Here is an 18,741-nt window from a genome sequence, read left to right on the forward strand (position 1 = left end):
AAGCCCCAGCTCAGGCGGCGCTTGACAGGATTTGTGAAGTCCGTAGCATTTAGGGTCAACAGGCTTCCACAGGAAATACCTGGTTGTCTGGCCGCGGTGGGGTCCGCTGCCAAAAACAGTCAACGGACCCGTTTTCCAAGACCGTGGCACTCGTAGTGGGCAGGTCCACTGCGCCGCAGAAAACGGTTCGGCCTCGAGTTCAACACGCGTGCCGGCACTGGACCTGCGCTAGTGGGCCTGCCCGCGGCCAAGTGCGACCCATGTGGCGGACGCCACAGGTGTCCCCAGGTACGTCAAGTTGTCGTTCTATAATGGAGAGTTGCGCCTGAATGCCAGCCACGCTGCTGCTCCGGCCCACTGACCGCTCCATCAAGGAAAGGCCTCTTCTTGCGTGTCCTGACGATCATCCCCACGTACAACGAGCTGGAATCGCTACCCAAGACCCTCGGACGGCTGCGCGCGGCTGTGCCCGCCTCAGACGTCCTGGTTGTCGACGACAACAGCCCTGACGGCACGGGACAGCTAGCCGACAGCATCGCCGCCGAGGACGGCCAGGTCCATGTCCTGCACCGCAAGGGCAAGGAAGGCCTCGGAGCCGCGTATATCGCCGGATTCAAATGGGGCATGGCCGCCGGCTACGACGTCCTTGTCGAGATGGACGCCGATGGTTCGCACCAGCCCGAGCAGCTCCCGTTGCTGCTTGACGCGATCAACGACGGCGCCGACCTTGCGATGGGCTCACGCTGGGTTCCCGGTGGCGGCACGGTGAACTGGCCGTTCTACCGTCAAGCGATTTCACGCACGGGGAGCACCTACGCCCGGCTCATGCTTGGCTTGAAGATCAAGGACATCACCGGCGGCTACCGCGCGTTCCGGCGCAGCACGCTAGAGGCGCTCAAGCTGGACCAGGTCGAATCGGTTGGCTACGGTTTCCAGGTGGATCTGGCGTGGCGGGTCGCCAAGCTCGGCCTGAAGATCGTCGAATGCCCTATCACATTTGTTGAGCGCGAGCTTGGTGCCTCCAAGATGAGCGGCAATATAGTTGTTGAGGCCATGATCAACGTCACCAAGTGGGGGCTCGCCTCCCGGTGGGCCGCGCTGACCCGGAAGAAGACCCCGGTCTCAAAGTAGGCTTAACAGACAAGGCCGGTTCCGCACTCTCTGAAGAGTGCGGAACCGGCCTTTTCCGCAGTCCGGCGCTATTTGACCAGGTTCGGCCACCGCTTGGACGTCAGTGCTTTGTTGCCGCGCTTGCGAGCGATGGAGGTTCGGCCCAGCCAACTCCGGCCCCGGGGCGGCCTCGCTTCTGGAAGGGCTGGCGCGGAGATTCCGGATGCCGGTCCGGGTGCTGCCGGCTGGCCCGGGCACAGGTCCGTGATCAGTCCCATTCCCGCGCATGCCCGCACTTCGCGGATTCCCACCACTGCGGCGCGTTTTGTCTCAAAATCCTTCGAGACCGCCATGACGGTCCCGTCCGCTGCCTTAAGCCGGAACCTGTAGCGTTCCCGGGCATCGACAAATAGTTCAAACTTTCCTGCCACGCTGACCTCCCCAATAGAGACATATCGTCCTTCTAACGACCGTACCCGGCGGTCACCTCAAAACAAAGCACCCTTAGCGTTTAGCCCCTTGCGCCGCACAGATCCCGGATTCCGCAGGGATGTGGTTGCCGGATGGGGCGTCGACGTGTAGTTTTGGCGATGCAAAGTAAGCTTAGTAATACCCGCCACCGCCGGGTCCGCGGTTCAGCAGGAGGTACACCAGTGGGTATCGGATCATCCATCTTCCTTATTGCGATAGGCGCCATTCTGGCCTTCGCGATCCCCGGAGATGTCGTGTCATTCATCGACCTCCATATGGTCGGCTACATCCTCATGGTCGTCGGCGTCATCGGCTTGATCGTTTCCCTCTTCGTGTTCGGCCCGCGCCGGACCCGTCGAATCAGCGAAAGCCGCGCCACAGTAGACCCCGTCACGGGGGACCGCATCGTGACCAGGGACACCCGCGACGGCGGAATCTAGCAACAATAGGAACGAAGGGGAGGGTCGGCGTGCCGGCCCTCCCCTTTTCCATGTGCCCGGACGGCGATCAAACGCATTGTTGCCCGTCCTCAGACCAAGCGCCGGTTCCTAACCGCCGTTTCCCTTGCCGTTGCCCTTGTGGCGCCCCGGCGGCACCGGTGCTACAGGAGCCGGAGCAACCGGCGTCGATATCTCAACGCTCGGTGAAGGCGTCGGCGTGGGGGTGCTGGGCGTGGGCGTTGCCGAGACTGACGGGTCCGGTGCGGCGGGCGCAGGCGGCTGGAAGGCACTCACACCAACAATCACCAGTGCGGTGGTAAGAAGTGCCGCACCGACGGCCCACGCCTTTCGGCGCGCTCGGATTACGGGCTTCCCCCGCCCCGCCATTGCCGCGGGCTGCACCCGCATCTGGACGGTGGCCTTCGCGGTGCGGGGCGGCCGATCGGGCATGCGGGGAAGGGTCTGCGTGGCTCCATTCGGGGCAACGGGCGTTGGCGCGGGAACGCCGGAACTGAAGGCATCCCGCAGTGCTTGCTCAACCTCCAGTGCGCCGGGCCGGGCGGAGGGCTCAGTCGATGTCATGGCGGCGAGGAGGTCAACCCACCGCGTCCCGAGGGCCTCCGGCACACGGGGCGGCCGGTGGAGCCGCGCAACGGCCGACTCCACGCTGGTTCCCGGGTACTCGAGCTTTCCGGTCAGGCATTCGAGGAGGAGAAGGCCGAGGGAGTAGATATCGCTGGCCGGTCCGAGGGCAGAGCCGGTGGCCTGTTCCGGACTCAAGTACGCGGCGGTTCCCACCATGGTGCCCGTTGCCGTCAGGCGCGTTCCCTCGATGATGCGGGCGATTCCGAAGTCGGTGAGCTTGGGCCGGATGGGTGACCCTACCGGGGTTTCAGGCAGGAGGACATTCGCAGGTTTGATATCGCGGTGGATGATCCCGCGCCCATGGACGTATTCCAGGGCCGACGCCAGATCCGCTCCTATGTGGGCTACGTCTTGGGTCGTCAGCGGCCGGTCCCGCAATCTGGAATACAGATCCGGACCATGAATCAGTTCCATAGTGAGGAATGTCCGGGCATGCTCCGGGTCCCGATGGTCGGTACCGGCATCGAAGAGAGTCACGAGTGACGGATGGTTGAATGTCGCCAGGAGCCGCATCTCGTTTTCATGCCGGGCAAGCTCGTCCGGCCCTCCGAGCTGGGGAGCAAAGAGCTTTAGCGCCACGTCGCGGCCTAGCCTCTCGTCCTGTGCCCGGTACACCGACGCAGTCGCGCCGCGGCCGATCAGGGTTCCCAGCCTGTACCGACCCGCAATAAGAGCATCGCTGTCTCCAGTGATAGGGCCATCCGGCACGGGTTTACCTCGCATTCTTCGAACCGACGGAGCCCGTACAGTCTAGGCCCCCTTTGCCGGGGACATGGACATTCGTCCCCTGTGGGGTAATCGTCCTGAATGGAGGGAAGGTTACGGTTCGGCGCGGCGGGCCAGATCGAGCTTCCCATCGCTTCAAGCTTGGTGCGGCCGCGTAGGCCCCTACCGCGTAGGCCCTACAAAGAAGGTGCTCATCGACTGACCGGTTCAGGGTTGCCGAGGAGTCTCAGTTCATCGCGCCGGGGGAGCCCCTCCCAGTCGCCGGGCACGAGACACACAAATGCACCGGTTCTGACGGCTGTCTGAAGACGCTCCCCAGCCCCCAAGCCTTCGACGAATTCGGCGAGGTATCCGGCCACGAACGCGTCGCCGGCGCCCACGGTATCGAGGACGTCGATTTCCATGGCTTCCTGTCGGAAGAGTTGGCCGTCGATGAATGCCAACGCGCCATCTGCGCCCAACTTGATAATCACTTGGCCCGGACCCATGGCGGCGATGCGCCTGGCGGCCTCTTCGGCGTCGCGGACTGTCCCGACTGCGAGTTCGGCCCCCTTAAGGCCCGCGAAGACGATGTCCACGTGCGGGATGATCTCGCGGTAGGCGCTTCCGGCGGCCTCGGCGTCCCAGAGCTTGCTGCGGTAATTCAGGTCGAGAGATACCGGAACACCGGCTGCTTTGGCTGCGGCGACAGCGTAGTGAAGGGTGGAAGCGGCCTGCGGAGAGAGTGCCGGGGTGATCCCGCTGACATGGAGCAACGCCGCCCCCGCAATCAGCCGTTCGTCGACGTCGTCGGGCGCAATCCGGGAACCCGCACTGCCGGAGCGATAGTACGCAACTTTCTGGGCTGTGGGGGTCCGGCGTTCCTTGACCATCAGGCCGGTCGGCGCGTCGTCGTCCACCGTCACGTGGACGACGACGCCCTCTGCGCGGATCTCCCGCTCTACAAGCTGGCCGAGGGAATCCGCGCCGATGCGGCTGCACCAGACAGCTTGGACACCCAGGCGTTGCAGGCCGATGGCGACATTGGACTCAGACCCTCCGATGCCGAGGCTCATGGTGGACGCATGGGCCAGCGGGCCGGCCTTGTCCGAAGCCATGAGCGCCATGGTTTCGCCAAGGGTGACGACATATGTTCCTTGACTCATCGGGATTCACGCGCCCCATCAACGAGGTTCCGGACCCGTCGCGCCCGCGTGGTCAACTCAGGCAGACTCCCGCCCTTGAAGGCATCGCCGAGGAGCGGCCCTCCGAGGCTCACCGCCAATGCGCCTGCGCGGATCCATGCAGGTACGTCTTCGATAGTGAGGCCGCCTGACGGGACCACTTGGATGTCAGGGAAGGGGCCGCGGAGTTGCGATATGTAGCCGGGCCCGACTGTGGATGCGGGGAAGAGTTTGACGGCGGTGGCGCCTAGCTTCCAGCCGGTGTGGAGCTCGGTGGGAGTGAGCCCACCGGGAAAGACGGGCACGCCGCGTCGAGTGCAGGCAGTGATGACGTCCGGTTCGGTGATGGGCGTAACGATGTACGCGGCGCCCAGGTCGAGTGCCGTTTCGGCCTCAGCAGGAGTGGTCACCGTGCCGACGCCGATTTCCACGGCATCGCCGAAGCGATCGAGCAACAGGGGAAGCTCCTCAAACACTCCGGGCGTGCTCAAGGTCAACTCGATACTGAGCACACCGCCGACCCGAAGGGCTTCGATGACGGGGCTGTAGTCCTTGGCATGCTTGGCCCGCAACACTGCCACGACCCTGGTGTCGAGGAGGATGGCGGATGGCGCCGGACTGGAGACGGTGTCCGGGGTTTCGAGATGGAACATGGATGCCCTTCGTATCTTGGTTGGTTGGCGGGCCTTCCCGACGGCGGCACTTGCCGCCGTCGGTTGCCCTTCGGGTGCTATTGGACGTGCTGCGCTTCGGAGGTCACCGCGATAATCCCGCTTTTGCCGTGTGCCGCGTCCTCGGGGTCCGTGAGGTCGCGGTTCAGGGTTTCCGGTGACATGCGGGTGGCGATGAAGCTGATCAGCATGGTCGCCGACATATAGATCGCCACGGGAATCCAGGAGTTGCTGAACATCCCCAGCAGTGCCGCGCAGATCATGGGAGCGATGCCTCCGCCGATGATGGAAGAGAACTCGCGGCCCAAGGTGACGCCTGCGTAGCGGTAGCGGCTGCCGAAGATCTCCGGGAAGTAGCTCATGTGCACGCCCACCACGCCTTGGCATGCCAGGACGAAGCCGACCACGATCACCAACACGATGGCTACCGGCGAGCCGGTGGTCAGCAGCAGGAACGCTGGGGCCGGGAACAGGATGAGTGCGCCGGTGATAAGTGATACGACGCGCCGGCGCCCGATCTTGTCGGACAGGATTCCGAAGGAGACCGCCGCGACCCCGCCGCAGAGCGAACCGATGAGCAGCACAGGGGGAATGAACTTCGGGTCCGTTCCGATCACGGTGATGAGGTACGAGGCCATGAACACCTGGATCGTGTATGACTGGGTGCTGACGCCGAGGTTCATCAGGATGACGCGCAGGACGTTGGCCTTGCCGTATTTGGCAACTTCCCGCAGGGGTGCCGGGGGTTCCGTGCGGGCCTGCTTGATCTCTTCGAAGACCGGTGATTCGTCCAGCTTGCGCCGGATGACCAGCGCTGCGATGGTCACGAAGATGCTGGAGAGGAAGACGAGCCTCCAGCCCCACGTGAGCATGTCGTTGGGTGCCAGCGACTGGGCCGCGATCCACACGAGTGCGCCGAGCGCCGTTCCGGCGGCCGCGCCAACCATGATCAGCGAGGCCAGCTTGCCCCGGGTTCCAGGGGCGGCGGATTCGGTGAGCAGTGTTGCGCCGCCGGATTGTTCAGCACCGGCGCCGAAGCCCTGGGCAGCGCGGCAGACACACAGCAGGATCGGGGCAAGGAGCCCTACCTGGCCGAAGGTCGGCAGGAGCCCGATGGCCAGGGTCGCCCCACCCATGAGCAGCAGGGTGACCACCAGGACCCACTTGCGGCCAAGCCGATCGCCGAAGTGGGAGAAGAAGATCCCGCCGAGGGGCCGGAACAGGAATCCAACAGCGAAGGTGCTGAAACTGGCCAGCAGCGCCGCCGCGGGGGAAATGTTGGGGAAGAAGAGCTTGCTGAACACGAGTGCCGACGCGGTGCCGTAGATGACGAAATCGTACAGTTCAAGCGTGGTGCCGATGAGTCCGGCGACGGCGGCTTTCCGGACCTTGCTTTGGTCCACTGGCGTGGGCGGGAGGTTCGCTGCTGTGGTCATTTCCATACTCCTTTGAATGGATGTCCGCTGGCCCGTACGTGGGCCGAGTCAGTAGGTGATGAGGACTTTGAGGTTGGTGGGGTCGCTCACGGGCGCCGTGAGTGCGGCCGCGGCGTTCGCGAGGTCAAACGTGGAGGTGATGATGGACCGGAGGTCCACAGCCCCCGATGAAGCGAGCTGAATCGCCGTCGGGAACGCGTTGGCGTACCGGAACGCGGTCACCAAGTCGATTTCGAAGCGTTGGAGGAAGCCGAGCGGGATCCCGTCGACGGTGGGGCGGGCCTGGCCGACGACGGTTGCCCGGGCGGCAGGGGCAAGTGTCAGGATTCCGTCAGCCAGCGCCCTGGTGTTGCCTGAGCATTCGATCAGGCGATCCATGTCTTTCAGGTCCAAGGCCGTCACCGACGTGTTGATGGTCCGGGTGGCGCCGAACCGGGCAGCAACAGCCAGACGGTCGTCGTTGACGTCGGTCACGACGATCTCCGACGCGCCGCGGCAGGCCGCCACTTGCGCCACGAGCAGGCCGATCGGCCCGGCGCCTGTGATGAGCACCCGGTGCCCGGCCCGCACCTGGGCGCGTTCAACCGCCCAGACGGCGACGGCGAGGGGCTCGATCGCTGCCCCGATCTCGGCCGGGATGTTGGCCGGGAGCTCGTGGAGGGCGGCGCCGGGCACCACCACGTGGCGGGCGAAGAGACCGTCCGTGGGCGGGGAGCCGAAGCAGGTCCCCGCCGGGCAGAGGTTGTAGCGTCCGGAGAGGCAGGTTGGGCAATTCCGGCACGGGAGCGCCGGTTCAATCACGACGGCGGTGCCCGCGGCAATGCTTGCAGCTTCACCGGCCGCAATGACGACGCCGGCTCCCTCATGGCCGAGGACAGTGGGCTGCCGGAGGACATTGGTGCCGTTGCGGCCGTCGGCGAAGTAGTGCATGTCCGAGCCGCAGATGCCGCCCGAACGCATTTCAACGATGACATCTTTCGGCCCCATGGCTTTGAGGGGTTTCTCTTCGATCCGGAGTTCGCCTGCGCCGTGGAGCACTGCGGCTTCCGTGGTCAGCGGCAGGGAGGTTCCGTCAGCGCGGCGGACTGTTTGGGTGGTCATCGGATGCTCCGGGTCTGTGCGGGACGTAGTGACGTTGACTCGGCGGCAGCGTTTGCGGCGGCGAGGGGACCTTGCCGGTGGATGATGTCGATCAGCTCGCCTGTGCGCCGGACGAAGCTTTCGCGGGTCGCGAGTTCGTCACCTAGGAGATGGTGTTCGCCGAGTACCTTCGCCGCGAGGTCCCGCCCGGAGCTTGATCGCTCTGCGAGGTCCTGCAGTGTCCCGCGGGCGGGGTCCTGCATCGCGTTGGCGTGGTTGCCGGGGTCGAATCCTCGAAGAGGTGCGATGCATGAGAGATACGCGGCGACGGTGAGGGCGAGGTAGTGGGGCACGGCCCCGGCGTCGAGCATTTCCAAGGCGGGAATCGGGATCCGCTGGCGGAGTTTGACGGAGCCATCGCTGCCTACCTGGCTGGTCCGGTGCCCCAATGCCGAATTGCGCCAACGCAGGAAGAGTTGCTCCTCGTAGGCGTCGACGTCGACAGCCCCTGGCACAGTGACGCTTGGCAGGTACTCGTCGCGGAGGACCCGGCGGGCGGCGGCTTCGATGTAGTCGATGCCAGCAGCATCCGGAATGGTGGCCGCTCCGGACAGTGCTCCGAGGTACGCGATCAGGGAGTGGGTGCCGTTCAAGAGCCTGACCTTGAGCTGCTCGTAGCCTGCGACGTCGTCCGTGAAGATCGCACCTCCGGCCTCCCAAGCAGGGCGGCCGGCTATGAAGTCGTCCTCCAGGATCCACATCGTGAATGGCTCTGCCGGCACGGGGATCTGGTCCGCATAGCCGAGTTGTTCGGCGACGAGGCTACGGTAGCGGTCCGTCGTGGCGGGCACGATCCGGTCCACCATGGATGACGGAAAGGTGACGTTCGCATCGATCCATTGCAGCGCCTCGGCGGCCTCGCCGGCCGGGAGCAATGAGGCAAATTCGCAGACGAGCCGTTGGGTGTGGTGCCCGTTGTCCGCCAGGTTGTCGCAACTGAGGACCGTCACTGGTTTACCGTGGGTTCGTGCCCGCTGCTGAAGTCCGCGGACGATCTGCCCGATCGGGGTGCGGGGGGCAGCGCCGTTGGCGAGATCGTGCTGCACGTCAGGGTCGGAAACGTTCAGCGAGCCTGTTGCCGGGCTGTAGGTGTAGCCGTTTTCCGTGACCGTCAGGGACACGATGCGCGTGGTCTCGGCACCGATGACGGCCACCACGCGCTGCGGTTCCTGGGCCGCGACGAAGGCATCTGTGTGCACGCGAGGGGTCGAGAACTTCGATCCCTCGGGTGAGATTTCCACCACGGTGTAGAGCATGTCCTGGGCGTGCATGGCGTCGGTAATGGCTGAGGAACGGCTGGAAACTCCGATGATTCCCCAGTCACCGCCGCGGGAGGCTATGGCGGCTTCCGTGTACACGGCCTGGTGTGCGCGGTGGAAGTTTCCGAAGCCGAGGTGCACGATGCCGGGAGCAGGGGCGACGCTTCGGCGAAGGATTCCGGGCGTTTCCGCGCTCAGCGGCGGCAGGATTGGCGTGGCCATGGGTCACCAGTCCTTCATGGAGCCGTCGAGCTCCCGCGCGATGGGCAGGAAGGCCTGCGTGTAGGGGAAGCGTGCTGCGGCATGTTCATCAACCTGGACGCCCAGGCCTGGCTCGTCACCCGGGTGCAGGTAGCCGTCCTCGAAGCGGAAGCTCGATTGGAACACCTCCGAGACCAAGGGGTCGTAGCCCATGTACTCCTGGATGGCGAAGTTGCTCGTGGCCAGGCCCAGGTGCAGCGAAGCGGACAGGTTGATGGGGGAGACATCAGACGGGCCGTGGGGTGCGCCCTTGATCTGGTAGACCTCGGCGAGAGCCAGGATCTTGCGTACGTGGGAGATGCCTCCGGCATGCACGACGGCGGTGCGGATGTAGTCGATGAGCCGTTCAGTGATGAGCAACTCGGTGTCCCAGACGGTGTTGAAGACTTCGCCGATCGCCAGCGGAATGGTGGTCTGCTGGCGCAGCGTGCGCAACAGCCGCTGGTTCTCGGCGGGGGTGGCGTCCTCGAGCCAGAACAGGTCCACGTCTTCCAAAGAGCGGGCCAAGCGGGCGGCTTCGGTGGGGTTGAGCCGGTGGTGGACGTCGTGGAGGAGCTTCAGCTCGGGACCGACGTGCTCACGGACTGCGGAGAGGATCTTCGGGGCGTGGCGCAGGTAGGCAGAGGTGTCCCAGTCTTCTTCGACTGGACCGGCACCGCGTCCGGCCGGTTCATAACTCGCGGCACCCTTGGTGACGCCATAAACCTTGTCGAGGCCGGGGACGCCGGACTGGGCACGGACGGCGCGGAAGCCCTGCTCGCGGCGTTGGTCTATCGAGTCCAGCAACTCCGGAAGGTCCCAGCCGGTGGCGTGCGTGTACGTGAGGATCTTGTCGCGGGCCGCGCCGCCCAGGAGTTGGTAGACCGGAACCCCGAGGGCCTTGCCTTTGATGTCCCAGAGGGCGAGGTCGATGGCGCCGATCGCGGCCATGGTCACCGGCCCGCGGCGCCAGTATGCACCTTTGTAAAAGTATTGCCAGGTGTCTTCGATGCGGTCCGCGTCCCTGCCCAGCAGGGCTGGGGCAAGGTGATCGCGCAGATAGCTCGCGACAGAGAGTTCGCGGCCGTTCAGCGTGGCGTCACCCCAACCGACGATGCCGTCGTCGGTGGTGATCTTGAGGGTGACGAAGTTGCGGCTGGGGCTGGTTACCAGGACGTCGACGTCGACGATTTTTCGGGTCATCGGGAAATCACTACATTCTTCAGCGGCTGGTTCGTGGAAAGGCGGGTGATGTTTTCGGCAATCTCAAGTGCACGGCTGCGGAAGGTCTCTGCAGTGACGCCGGAGGAGTGCGGGGTCATGATGACGTTGTCCAGCCGGCCGAACGGCAGGGTGGAAGGGTCGCCGCGGCCGTCAGTGCCCGGGTATTGGTACCAGACATCGATCGCAGCGCCCGCGATCCGCCGGTCTTTCAGGGCTTCGTAGAGGGCGGCTTCGGCGACGACCGGTCCGCGGGCAATGTTGACGAGCAAGCCGTCCGGGCCGAGGTCGTCGAGTTCGGCTGCGCCTACGATGCCGGTGGTTTGCTCCGTGAGCGGAATGCTGACCACGAGGATGTCGGATTCGCTCAGTGCCTCGCCGAGGCGTTCAGTGGTGCCTGCCCACCGCAAGGAGTTGGCGTGTGCGTCGACGCTTCCGCTGCGGGTGATGGCGATGCCTTCGGCGCCGAAGGCCTTGAGGAGCGACCATGCCGCTCCGCCGATGTGCCCGAACCCGAGGAATGTCACGACGGCGCCGCGCAGTGTTTCCGGTTGCCGGATCTCGGAAGAGTAGACGGACGAAGACCAGACACCGCTCCGAAGCGCCGCGTCTTGACCGATCAGGTTGCGACGGAGGGCCACCAAAACCGTGGCGATGTGTTCGGCAATGGAGCTTTCGTGGTGGAAGGTGTTCGCGCACACCGCCCCTGCGGGCAGTGCGGACGCGTCGATACCGTCGTATCCGGCACCGCCCACGTGGACCAGGCGCAAGTTGCCCGCGGCCGAGCCCATGGCTTCGGTGAAACGTGGCCCGACGTAGACGTCGGCATCTTTGAGGTCGGTGAGCACCGCATGCTCGCTCCAGCTGTCGTGCCAGGAGGCAAGGGCGCCCTCGGGGAGCGCGGTTTCGAAAGTGGAGCGGTGGGGCATCAGGTTGGGGTCTGCGATGACGATTCTCATGGCTACTTTCCCTGGAGGGCTTGCTCTGCGGTGCGCGCGGCAAAAGTGGAGCCACGCACGATGAGTTGTGAACTGAGGTGCACGGCTTCAGTTGCTGTCGGCTTTCCGGCCATCTGCTCCAGGAGGAGCTCAAGGCTGAGGGCGCCGCTTCGGTCAATGGGTACGCGGATGGAGGTGAGCCCCGGCTCTGCCGCGGCGGCAATGTCGAGGTCGTCGATGCCGACAACGCTGATGTCCTCCGGGCAGTGGTAGCCAAGGGTACGGGCGCCGGCGAGCATGCCGATGGCGACCAGGTCGTTGTAGGCGATCACCGCGGTGGCACCGCTGGCGACCACGGAAGCCGCCGCGGCCAGTCCGCCGTCGACCGTTGCATTCTGGTTCCCCACGGTCACGAGTTCGATGCCCCAATCGGCGCAGAAGCGGGTGATAGCTGCACGTCGCTGGCCGTTGGCCCACGATGACGCGGGTCCGGGAATGTAAGCAAGCTTGCGGTGACCGAGGGCGTAGAGATGCTCGACGGCTTGGCGGATTCCCTCGCCGGCCTCCATGAGCACCCGTGCGGCGTGCTCCGCCTCGCCATTGATCACGACCAGCGGTGCGCTGCCCGCGAGATCGTGAATCTGCTCGGAAGGCAGCCGGGGTGAGCAAAGGATGATGCCATCCACGCCCGTGGCAAAGGATTCAAGATGTGCGCGTTCCCGCGAGGACGATTCGGAGGTGTCGGCGAGGACCATCCGGTGGCGGCCATGCCATGCCTGGTCCTGGATGGCTTTGATGAGGGCGGCGAACACCGCATTTGAAATGTCGGGGACGATGACGCCGAACGTCCGGCTGCCCGTCACTCCGGGCACGTCGTAACCCAACTGCTCGGCAGCGGCCATGACCTTCTGCCGCGTTTCGGCTGCCAGCCGGCCGGGATCCCCGAACGCCCGCGACGCAGTTGCCAAGGAGACCCCCGCCAGCTTTGCGACATCCGTGAGTTTTGCCGACATCTGTCCTCCAGTTGCTTCGTTGAAACCTTGTCCTGCAAGTATGGAAAGACTTGTACAAGTTTGTCAATGACTTGCACAAAGTTGTTGCGACTGCCGGCTTGCCTGGATCCGTTGAGCGTCGCGTAGCTCCGGAGTAGGGTGGCCCCACCCACCTCGCACCACCAATTGAGGAGCGACCATGTCACATCGCAAACTTCGACTGGCCACCATGACGGCAGTACTCGCGCTGAGCGTGACGAGCGGGGCCCTCGCCAACCCCGCCTTTGCCGAACCACGGCAGACTGAAAAGACCGCCACCGCCACCGGATACGGCGGCGCGGTCAGCACCGTAGACCCTGAAGCATCCGCTGCCGCCATCGAGGTCCTCCGCAAAGGCGGCAACGCGGCGGACGCCGCCGTCGCCGCCGCCGCGACGCTAGGCGTGACCGAACCGTACAGTGCCGGGATCGGTGGTGGCGGCTACTTCGTGTTCTACAACGCGAAGACCGGCAAGATCGGCACCATCGACGGGCGCGAGACCGCGCCGGAGGCGATGCCGCATGACGCGTTCATCGATCCCGCCACGGGGAAGCCGTACAACTTCACTCCCGAGCTCGTTACCAGTGGCGTTTCAGTCGGTGTCCCCGGAACAGCGGCAACCTGGGAGCGCGCTCTGGAGCGTTGGGGTACTTTAAGCCTTGGAGATGCCCTCCAGCCGGCCATCAAGGTTGCGAGCCGGGGCTTCGTCGTTGACCAAACCTTCCGCCAACAGACACTCGACAACAAGCTCCGTTTCGGGGCGTTCAGCTCCACCAGCAAGCTGTTCCTCCCAGGAGGCGACGCACCCGCCGTCGGCAGCGTCTTCCAGAACCGCGACCTCGCCGCGACCTACCGGCTCCTCGCGAAGCAGGGCATCAGCGCCTTCTACGGCGGCCCGCTGGCAGCCGAGATCGCGGCAACGGTCCAGGCCCCGCCGAAGACTGCTACCACCACGCTGCCCATCCCGGTGGGGCACATGACCACAGCCGACCTCGCCGCCTACAAGCCCCTGGACCAAGCGCCCACCCACGTCGACTACCGCGGCCTCGATGTCTACGGCATGGCGCCGTCGAGCAGCGGGGGCACGACGGTAGGCGAGGCGCTCAACATCCTGGACACGGTCAACCTTTCGGAGATGTCCAAACCCGCCGCCCTGCATCACTACCTCGAGGCGAGCGCGCTCGCGTTCGCGGACCGTGGAAAGTACGTTGGGGACCCTGCCTTCGTCGATGTTCCTACGGAAGCGCTCACCGACCCGATCTTCGGCAAGGAACGCGCCTGCCAGATCGACCCGCTGCACGCGGCTACGAAGCCCGTCGTGCCGGGGGATGTGACCGGGTACGACGGCGTGTGCCCGGCTTCCGGTGCCGCGCTCGCCGATGAGAAGGACACAGAGAACATCTCGACTACCAACATGACGGTCGCGGACAAGTGGGGGAACGTGGTCGAATACACGCTCACCATCGAGCAGACCGGCGGATCAGGCATCGTGGTACCGGGACGCGGGTTCCTGCTCAACAACGAGATGACCGATTTCTCGGCCGTCTACAGCGCGAGCGACCCCAACCGAATCGATCCCGGCAAGCGCCCACGCTCGTCGATGTCCCCGACCATCATCCTCAAGGATGGCAAGCCGTTCCTCGCTCTCGGCTCGCCCGGCGGATCGACGATCATCACAACCGTGCTGCAAACCATCTTGAACAGGGTGGACCTGGGCATGAGCATTTCCGACGCGATCGCCGCACCGCGTGCCTCCCAACGGAACACGGCAAAGGTCACGGCCGAACCGGAGTTCATCACGGCGTACGGTAGCCAACTCACACCATATGGCCACCAGTTCACGCCATCCGGCGACGCATTCACCTCGGCGGCGGAGATCGGTGCCGCAACCGCGATCGAGTTCAGGCCCGGCGGGCTCATGATCGCTGCCGCCGAGCCGGTCAGACGAGGCGGCGGCTCGGCGATGGTGCTGAAACCATCGCCGTGAGACGAATGCGGAATCCATTCAGGCTGCTGACACCGGGGGTGGGGCCGGGGTAGCTTGTCCCCATGGCTACCGAAGCAACCACCCTCACCGTTGACGGGCCGAACGGTCCTCGCGACATACGGATCTCCAGTCCTAGCCGGGTCCTTTGGCCCGAGATCGGCCTGACCAAGCTGGATCTGGCGCGCTATATCGTTGAGGTCGGGGAAGCATTCATCTCCGCAAACGGTGGCCGGCCGGTCTCGCTGCAGCGCTTTTCGGACAACATCGACGGCGATCAGTTCTTCTCCAAGAATCCGCCGAAAGGAACACCGGAGTTTATCCGGTCCGTGAAGGTTGTTTATCCGAGTGCGCGCTCGCATCCCCAATTGGTGCTCGATGAGCCGGCAGCTGCAGTGTGGGCCGTCCAAATGAACACAGTGGTCTTTCACCCTTGGCCCTCGCGGGTCGAAAACACGGACAACCCTGACCAGCTGCGGATCGACCTGGACCCGCAGCCTGGAACGGATTTCGACGACGCGATTCCCGCAGCCCTTGCGCTGAAAGACGTACTCGCGGAGGCCGGATTGACCACTTTCATCAAGACCTCCGGAAACCGTGGGCTCCACGTCTATGCCCCGATCGAGCCTTCGCATGAGTTCTTGGACGTACGGCATGCCGTGATTGCAGCCGCCCGGGAGCTCGAGCGCCGAATGCCGGACAAGGTGACCACGGCCTGGTGGAAGGAAGAACGTGGTGAAAGGGTGTTCGTCGATTTCAACCAAGCCAATCGTGACCGGACCATAGCAGGCGCGTACAGTCCGAGGGCGCTCGCCCACGCTCCGGTCTCTTGTCCAATCACGTGGGACGAACTTGAATCGGCGGACCCGAAAGGCTTCACCATCCTCACGGTGCCTGGCAGGTTGAAATCGGTGGGGGACCCTTGGGGTGACATGAACTCCAAAGCCGGCAAAATCGACGTCCTGCTTCAATGGTGGGAACGCGATCTCGATGCAGGGCTTGGGGAAATGCCGTTCCCGCCTGACTACCCGAAGATGCCGGGCGAACCGCCGCGTGTGCAGCCGAGCCGAGCGCGCAAGCACGACTGACAGACAGCCCGGGAAGGTGGCCCCGGCAGGCAATGAGTGGAAGAATGAGGGCTGGACCAAAACGGCCGGCGGCGCATCTTGCCTGCTGAGACCCAGGTGAGTCCCCCAGTGCGCCGTCGGTCTTGACCTTGTCGAGCTCTTACGCCGCGCCGGTCCATCTTGGCGCGCTTGCCGCGTGCCGGAGTTCCTTGGCGCGGGTGCGGAATCCGTCGGACGCCGTGCGCGGTTCGTCGCATGCCGGGGGAGCCGCACGGTGGGGGACCGCGCTCGGACGCACAGTCACGGCCGGTTCACGCACGCTTGCCACGGGGCAAAGGTCGGTGACCAGCCCCATGCCGGCACACTCCCGCGCAGCGGCGATGCCGGCAACAACTGCGGGCTTGTCCTCGAACGGCGTCGAAACAGCGATGACCGCCCCGTCAGGTGATTTGAGGCGGAACCTGAAGAAGGACTCCCCGTCAAGAAACACTTCGAATATGCCAGCCACTGCTACCTCCCGGTCTGCGGACCCTGCTCGGTAGCGACTTCACTACGAGCGGGTCGGAGCATCGCTGCATTCCCGTCCGCTGCTCTGGTTGAACAACCACCGTGAATCGTCTTTCACGTGATATTCAGTCTGTTCTGACTGCGTTGAGGCTAACAAGACCGCGTGAGTAAATCCTGTGTAAAACGTGTGCAACCCCCGGGGCGGGTCAGCTGCCACTTGCCCGGTTCATCAGGTGCTCGAGCAGCGCCAGTTCCGGAAATCCGGGGTGGCGCGCAATGCTGGACCTCAGTTTTGCACGGAGGTGTTCGCCACTCGGTTCGGTTCCGCCGAGGACTTCGTCGATGATTTCCTGCGCCTGCTCACGCAGGGCGGCCAGGGTGTCGCGGTCGTCACCGGGAACCAGAACCGGTTCCGGCTCGACGAGCGGGTCTTCAGACTCCAAAGGTTCCGACACTGCCAGCTCCTGATATTTCATCCCGGCAACTCCCAGTTAGGTCCGGAATTCGCCCCCATCCACTAGATAGTAATGAGGGCGCCCGGGTTGTTCACCGCTAAATGCTCAGAACGACGAATATGGCTTGGAAACGGTGGTTTGTGACGCGGACCCGACGGCGGCGACGTTCCGCCGTCCGGCCGTTGCTTTTCAGTCCATGACGAGGTCGCGGGCGGCGGCGACAATGTGGCGTGCCGAAATGCCCGCTGCGTTGAGCAAGTCCTTGGGCTCACCGGAACCAGGAAGTTCCCTCACGGCGAGAAGCGCGATATGGAGTTTGGGCGTGTTGGCGCTCGCAAGCGCTTCGAGGACAGCCGAGCCGAGGCCGCCTTGGGCGTAGTGGTCTTCGGCGACAACAATCCGGCCATCGGTTTCGAGGCACGTCCGGCGCAAGGTGTCGACGTCGATCGGCTTGACGGAGTAGAGGTCGATGACGCGCGCTCTGATCCCCGACTCGGCCAGCTGCTCGGCGGCAGCGAGGCATTCGTGGAGTGTGACGCCGGCGCCGATGAGCGCCACTTGGTCATCGGCGCCGGCACCGTGGACCTTGCTTCCGCCAAGGGGGAACTGTTCGTCCGGACCGTAAATCACGGGATAGGCGCCCCGGGTGGCTCGCAGGTAGGAGATTCCGGGTGTGTCCGCCATGGCGCTCACGAGCTGCGCTGTGGACGGAGCGTCAGCCGGATAGAGCACCGTGGAAGTGTGCACCGCCCGCATGGCGGCAATGTCCTCCAGGGCCATCTGCGAGGGACCGTCTTGCCCGATTTCAACGCCGGCATGCGTGCCGACGAGTCGGATGTCCACCTCCGAGACTCCGGCCATGCGGATAAAGTCGAATGGCCGCGAAACCAGGAAAGCCGCGAAACTTGAGGCGAAGGCCACGTAGCCGCGGACTGAGAGGCCGATGGCGGCGGCCACGAGTTGCTGCTCGGCAATGAAAACTTCAAAATACCGCTCAGGGGCCACTTCCTCGAAGTCCCCGGCATGGGTCGAATTCCCCACTTCGCCGTCGAGGACCACCACTTCGGGGCGGGCCGCCAGCGCGGACACGGCGGCCCCAAAGGCGGCCCTGGTCGCCACTTTGTCGCCGACCTTCCAATCCGGGAGCGTGACGGAAACGTGAGTGCCCGGCGTGATTGCTGGAGTGCCGGGTTCCGGAGGACGGGTGGTCACGCGGACGCTGCTTGGCCCTCCAAGGGCCGCTATGGCTTTCTCGGCCATGTCTGCCGGGAGCGCCTTGCCGTGCCAGCCGTTCTGGTCTTCGATCTCAGGTACCCCTTTGCCCTTGATCGTCTTGGCCAGAATGACCGTCGGCTTATCGGGATCGCTCGTGGCCCTGCTCAGTGCATCGTCTATCTGGGAGAGGTCATGGCCGTCGATGATGAGGGCCTGGGCTCCGAACGCTTCGACCCGCCGGGCGTAGGCGTCCATGTTCCACTGAAGTTCTGTGGGGCCGTCCTGGCCAAGCCGGTTGACGTCCACGACGGCGGTGAGGTTGCCGAGCTTGTAGTACGCCGCCTTGTCCACTGCCTCCCACATGGACCCTTCAGCTAGTTCGCTATCGCCGCACAACACCCATGTATGGAAGGGAAGCTTGTCCAGGTACCGTCCCGCGAGGCTCACCCCGACGGCGACCGGCAGCCCTTGTCCCAGCGAGCCGGTCGCCACATCCACCCAAGGCAGCACCGGCGTCGGGTGTCCTTGAAGCCGGGCACCGAACTGACGGTAGGTATTCAGCAGCTCATCTTCCTCGACGACGCCCACAGCCCGATACATGGAATACAGCAGGGGTGAAGCATGTCCCTTGGAGAAAATGAGATGGTCGTTGTTCGGCAACGCCGGCTGTTCCCAGTCGTAGCGAAGGTGCCGCGTGAGGAGGACCGCCATGAGGTCCGCGGCCGACAGCGACGACGTGGGATGACCCGAACCGGCGTTGGTGCTGCACCTGATGGAGTCCACACGCAATTGCGTAGCCAGGGCCCGAAGGGAGTCCATGTCTTCCGTTTGCATCGGTGCCGGCCGCAATTCTGGATCTTTTGACATCTCTCAGTTGCCTTTCATACGCTCCGAGCGGGTGGCCTGTCCTACGTGTCCGGCCTACAAGATCGTCAGGGGCGGCTCTCCCAAGTGCCGCGAGGGCGGGAAGGGAAGGTCCGGGCCCGGCTCGGGGACAGGGGAAGGCCCCGGCTCGGGCAGCG

17 protein-coding genes are annotated in these 18,741 nt (G+C 64.7%); 4 read left to right on the forward strand and 13 right to left on the reverse strand.

Features of this window, described 5'->3' with window-relative positions; translation table 11 throughout:
• Positions 1-387: 387 nt before the first annotated feature.
• Positions 388-1,131, forward strand: coding sequence for a polyprenol monophosphomannose synthase (locus VLA65_RS07570; RefSeq protein WP_059389224.1), 744 nt, complete (start codon positions 388-390; stop codon positions 1,129-1,131).
• 68 nt (positions 1,132-1,199) lie between these two features.
• On the opposite strand, the gene VLA65_RS07575 is transcribed toward VLA65_RS07570, so the two are convergent.
• Positions 1,200-1,541, reverse strand: coding sequence for a YegP family protein (locus VLA65_RS07575; RefSeq protein ID WP_307053961.1), 342 nt, complete (start codon positions 1,539-1,541; stop codon positions 1,200-1,202).
• Positions 1,542-1,763: 222 nt separating this feature from the next.
• Between VLA65_RS07575 and VLA65_RS07580 the strand changes: the two genes are divergently transcribed.
• Positions 1,764-2,021 (forward strand): DUF6458 family protein, encoded by a 258-nt coding sequence (locus VLA65_RS07580; protein WP_078107972.1) that lies wholly within the window; start codon positions 1,764-1,766, stop codon positions 2,019-2,021.
• A 108-nt stretch (positions 2,022-2,129) separates the two neighbouring features.
• On the opposite strand, the gene VLA65_RS07585 is transcribed toward VLA65_RS07580, so the two are convergent.
• The 9 genes from VLA65_RS07585 to VLA65_RS07625 all read right to left on the reverse strand — a co-directional run bounded on the left by VLA65_RS07585 (position 2,130) and on the right by VLA65_RS07625 (position 12,473).
• Positions 2,130-3,374 carry a serine/threonine-protein kinase gene (locus VLA65_RS07585; RefSeq protein WP_332602151.1) on the reverse strand — a complete coding sequence of 415 codons (1,245 nt, stop codon included), beginning with the start codon at positions 3,372-3,374 and terminating at the stop codon, positions 2,130-2,132.
• A gap of 209 nt (positions 3,375-3,583) precedes the next feature.
• The gene (locus VLA65_RS07590; RefSeq protein ID WP_332602152.1) at positions 3,584-4,537 is read right to left on the reverse strand and encodes a sugar kinase; all 954 of its coding nucleotides are present in this window, start codon (positions 4,535-4,537) and stop codon (positions 3,584-3,586) included.
• A complete protein-coding gene (locus VLA65_RS07595; RefSeq protein ID WP_284988162.1) occupies positions 4,534-5,208 on the reverse strand; it encodes a bifunctional 4-hydroxy-2-oxoglutarate aldolase/2-dehydro-3-deoxy-phosphogluconate aldolase in 675 nt (224 codons plus the stop codon). The genes VLA65_RS07590 and VLA65_RS07595 overlap by 4 nt, the downstream gene beginning before the upstream one ends.
• A 77-nt stretch (positions 5,209-5,285) precedes the next feature.
• Positions 5,286-6,662, reverse strand: a complete 1,377-nt coding sequence (locus VLA65_RS07600; protein WP_307053964.1) for an MFS transporter — start codon at positions 6,660-6,662, stop codon at positions 5,286-5,288.
• A 48-nt stretch (positions 6,663-6,710) separates the two neighbouring features.
• Positions 6,711-7,763: an alcohol dehydrogenase catalytic domain-containing protein gene (locus VLA65_RS07605; protein ID WP_332602153.1), complete on the reverse strand. Its 1,053-nt coding sequence runs from the start codon at positions 7,761-7,763 to the stop codon at positions 6,711-6,713.
• Positions 7,760-9,283 (reverse strand): mannitol dehydrogenase family protein, encoded by a 1,524-nt coding sequence (locus VLA65_RS07610; RefSeq protein WP_332602154.1) that lies wholly within the window; start codon positions 9,281-9,283, stop codon positions 7,760-7,762. Before VLA65_RS07610 ends, VLA65_RS07605 begins: the two co-directional genes overlap by 4 nt.
• 3 nt (positions 9,284-9,286) lie before the next feature.
• Positions 9,287-10,504: a D-mannonate dehydratase ManD gene (manD, locus tag VLA65_RS07615; RefSeq protein WP_332602155.1), complete on the reverse strand. Its 1,218-nt coding sequence runs from the start codon at positions 10,502-10,504 to the stop codon at positions 9,287-9,289.
• Positions 10,501-11,481, reverse strand: coding sequence for a 2-hydroxyacid dehydrogenase (locus tag VLA65_RS07620; protein WP_332602156.1), 981 nt, complete (start codon positions 11,479-11,481; stop codon positions 10,501-10,503). Before VLA65_RS07620 ends, manD begins: the two co-directional genes overlap by 4 nt.
• A 2-nt stretch (positions 11,482-11,483) precedes the next feature.
• Positions 11,484-12,473 carry a LacI family DNA-binding transcriptional regulator gene (locus tag VLA65_RS07625; RefSeq protein ID WP_307053968.1) on the reverse strand — a complete coding sequence of 330 codons (990 nt, stop codon included), beginning with the start codon at positions 12,471-12,473 and terminating at the stop codon, positions 11,484-11,486.
• A gap of 178 nt (positions 12,474-12,651) precedes the next feature.
• Between VLA65_RS07625 and ggt the strand changes: the two genes are divergently transcribed.
• Both ggt and ligD read left to right on the forward strand, forming a co-directional pair.
• The gene (gene ggt / locus VLA65_RS07630) at positions 12,652-14,478 is read left to right on the forward strand and encodes a gamma-glutamyltransferase (protein WP_332602157.1); all 1,827 of its coding nucleotides are present in this window, start codon (positions 12,652-12,654) and stop codon (positions 14,476-14,478) included.
• A 62-nt stretch (positions 14,479-14,540) separates the two neighbouring features.
• Complete coding sequence (ligD, locus tag VLA65_RS07635; protein ID WP_306959734.1) at positions 14,541-15,563, forward strand: non-homologous end-joining DNA ligase; 1,023 nt, start codon at positions 14,541-14,543, stop codon at positions 15,561-15,563.
• Between the two features lie 139 nt (positions 15,564-15,702).
• On the opposite strand, the gene VLA65_RS07640 is transcribed toward ligD, so the two are convergent.
• The 3 genes from VLA65_RS07640 to VLA65_RS07650 all read right to left on the reverse strand — a co-directional run bounded on the left by VLA65_RS07640 (position 15,703) and on the right by VLA65_RS07650 (position 18,586).
• Positions 15,703-16,050: a YegP family protein gene (locus VLA65_RS07640; protein ID WP_284988155.1), complete on the reverse strand. Its 348-nt coding sequence runs from the start codon at positions 16,048-16,050 to the stop codon at positions 15,703-15,705.
• Between the two features lie 205 nt (positions 16,051-16,255).
• Entirely contained in the window at positions 16,256-16,504 is a 249-nt protein-coding gene (locus tag VLA65_RS07645; RefSeq protein ID WP_148667615.1) for a hypothetical protein, read from the reverse strand.
• 189 nt (positions 16,505-16,693) lie between these two features.
• Positions 16,694-18,586, reverse strand: coding sequence for a transketolase (locus VLA65_RS07650; RefSeq protein WP_332602158.1), 1,893 nt, complete (start codon positions 18,584-18,586; stop codon positions 16,694-16,696).
• Between the last annotated feature and the right edge of the window lie 155 nt (positions 18,587-18,741).

It is taken from the genome of Arthrobacter sp. S2(2024), assembly GCF_036662515.1.
Lineage (GTDB): Bacteria > Actinomycetota > Actinomycetes > Actinomycetales > Micrococcaceae > Arthrobacter.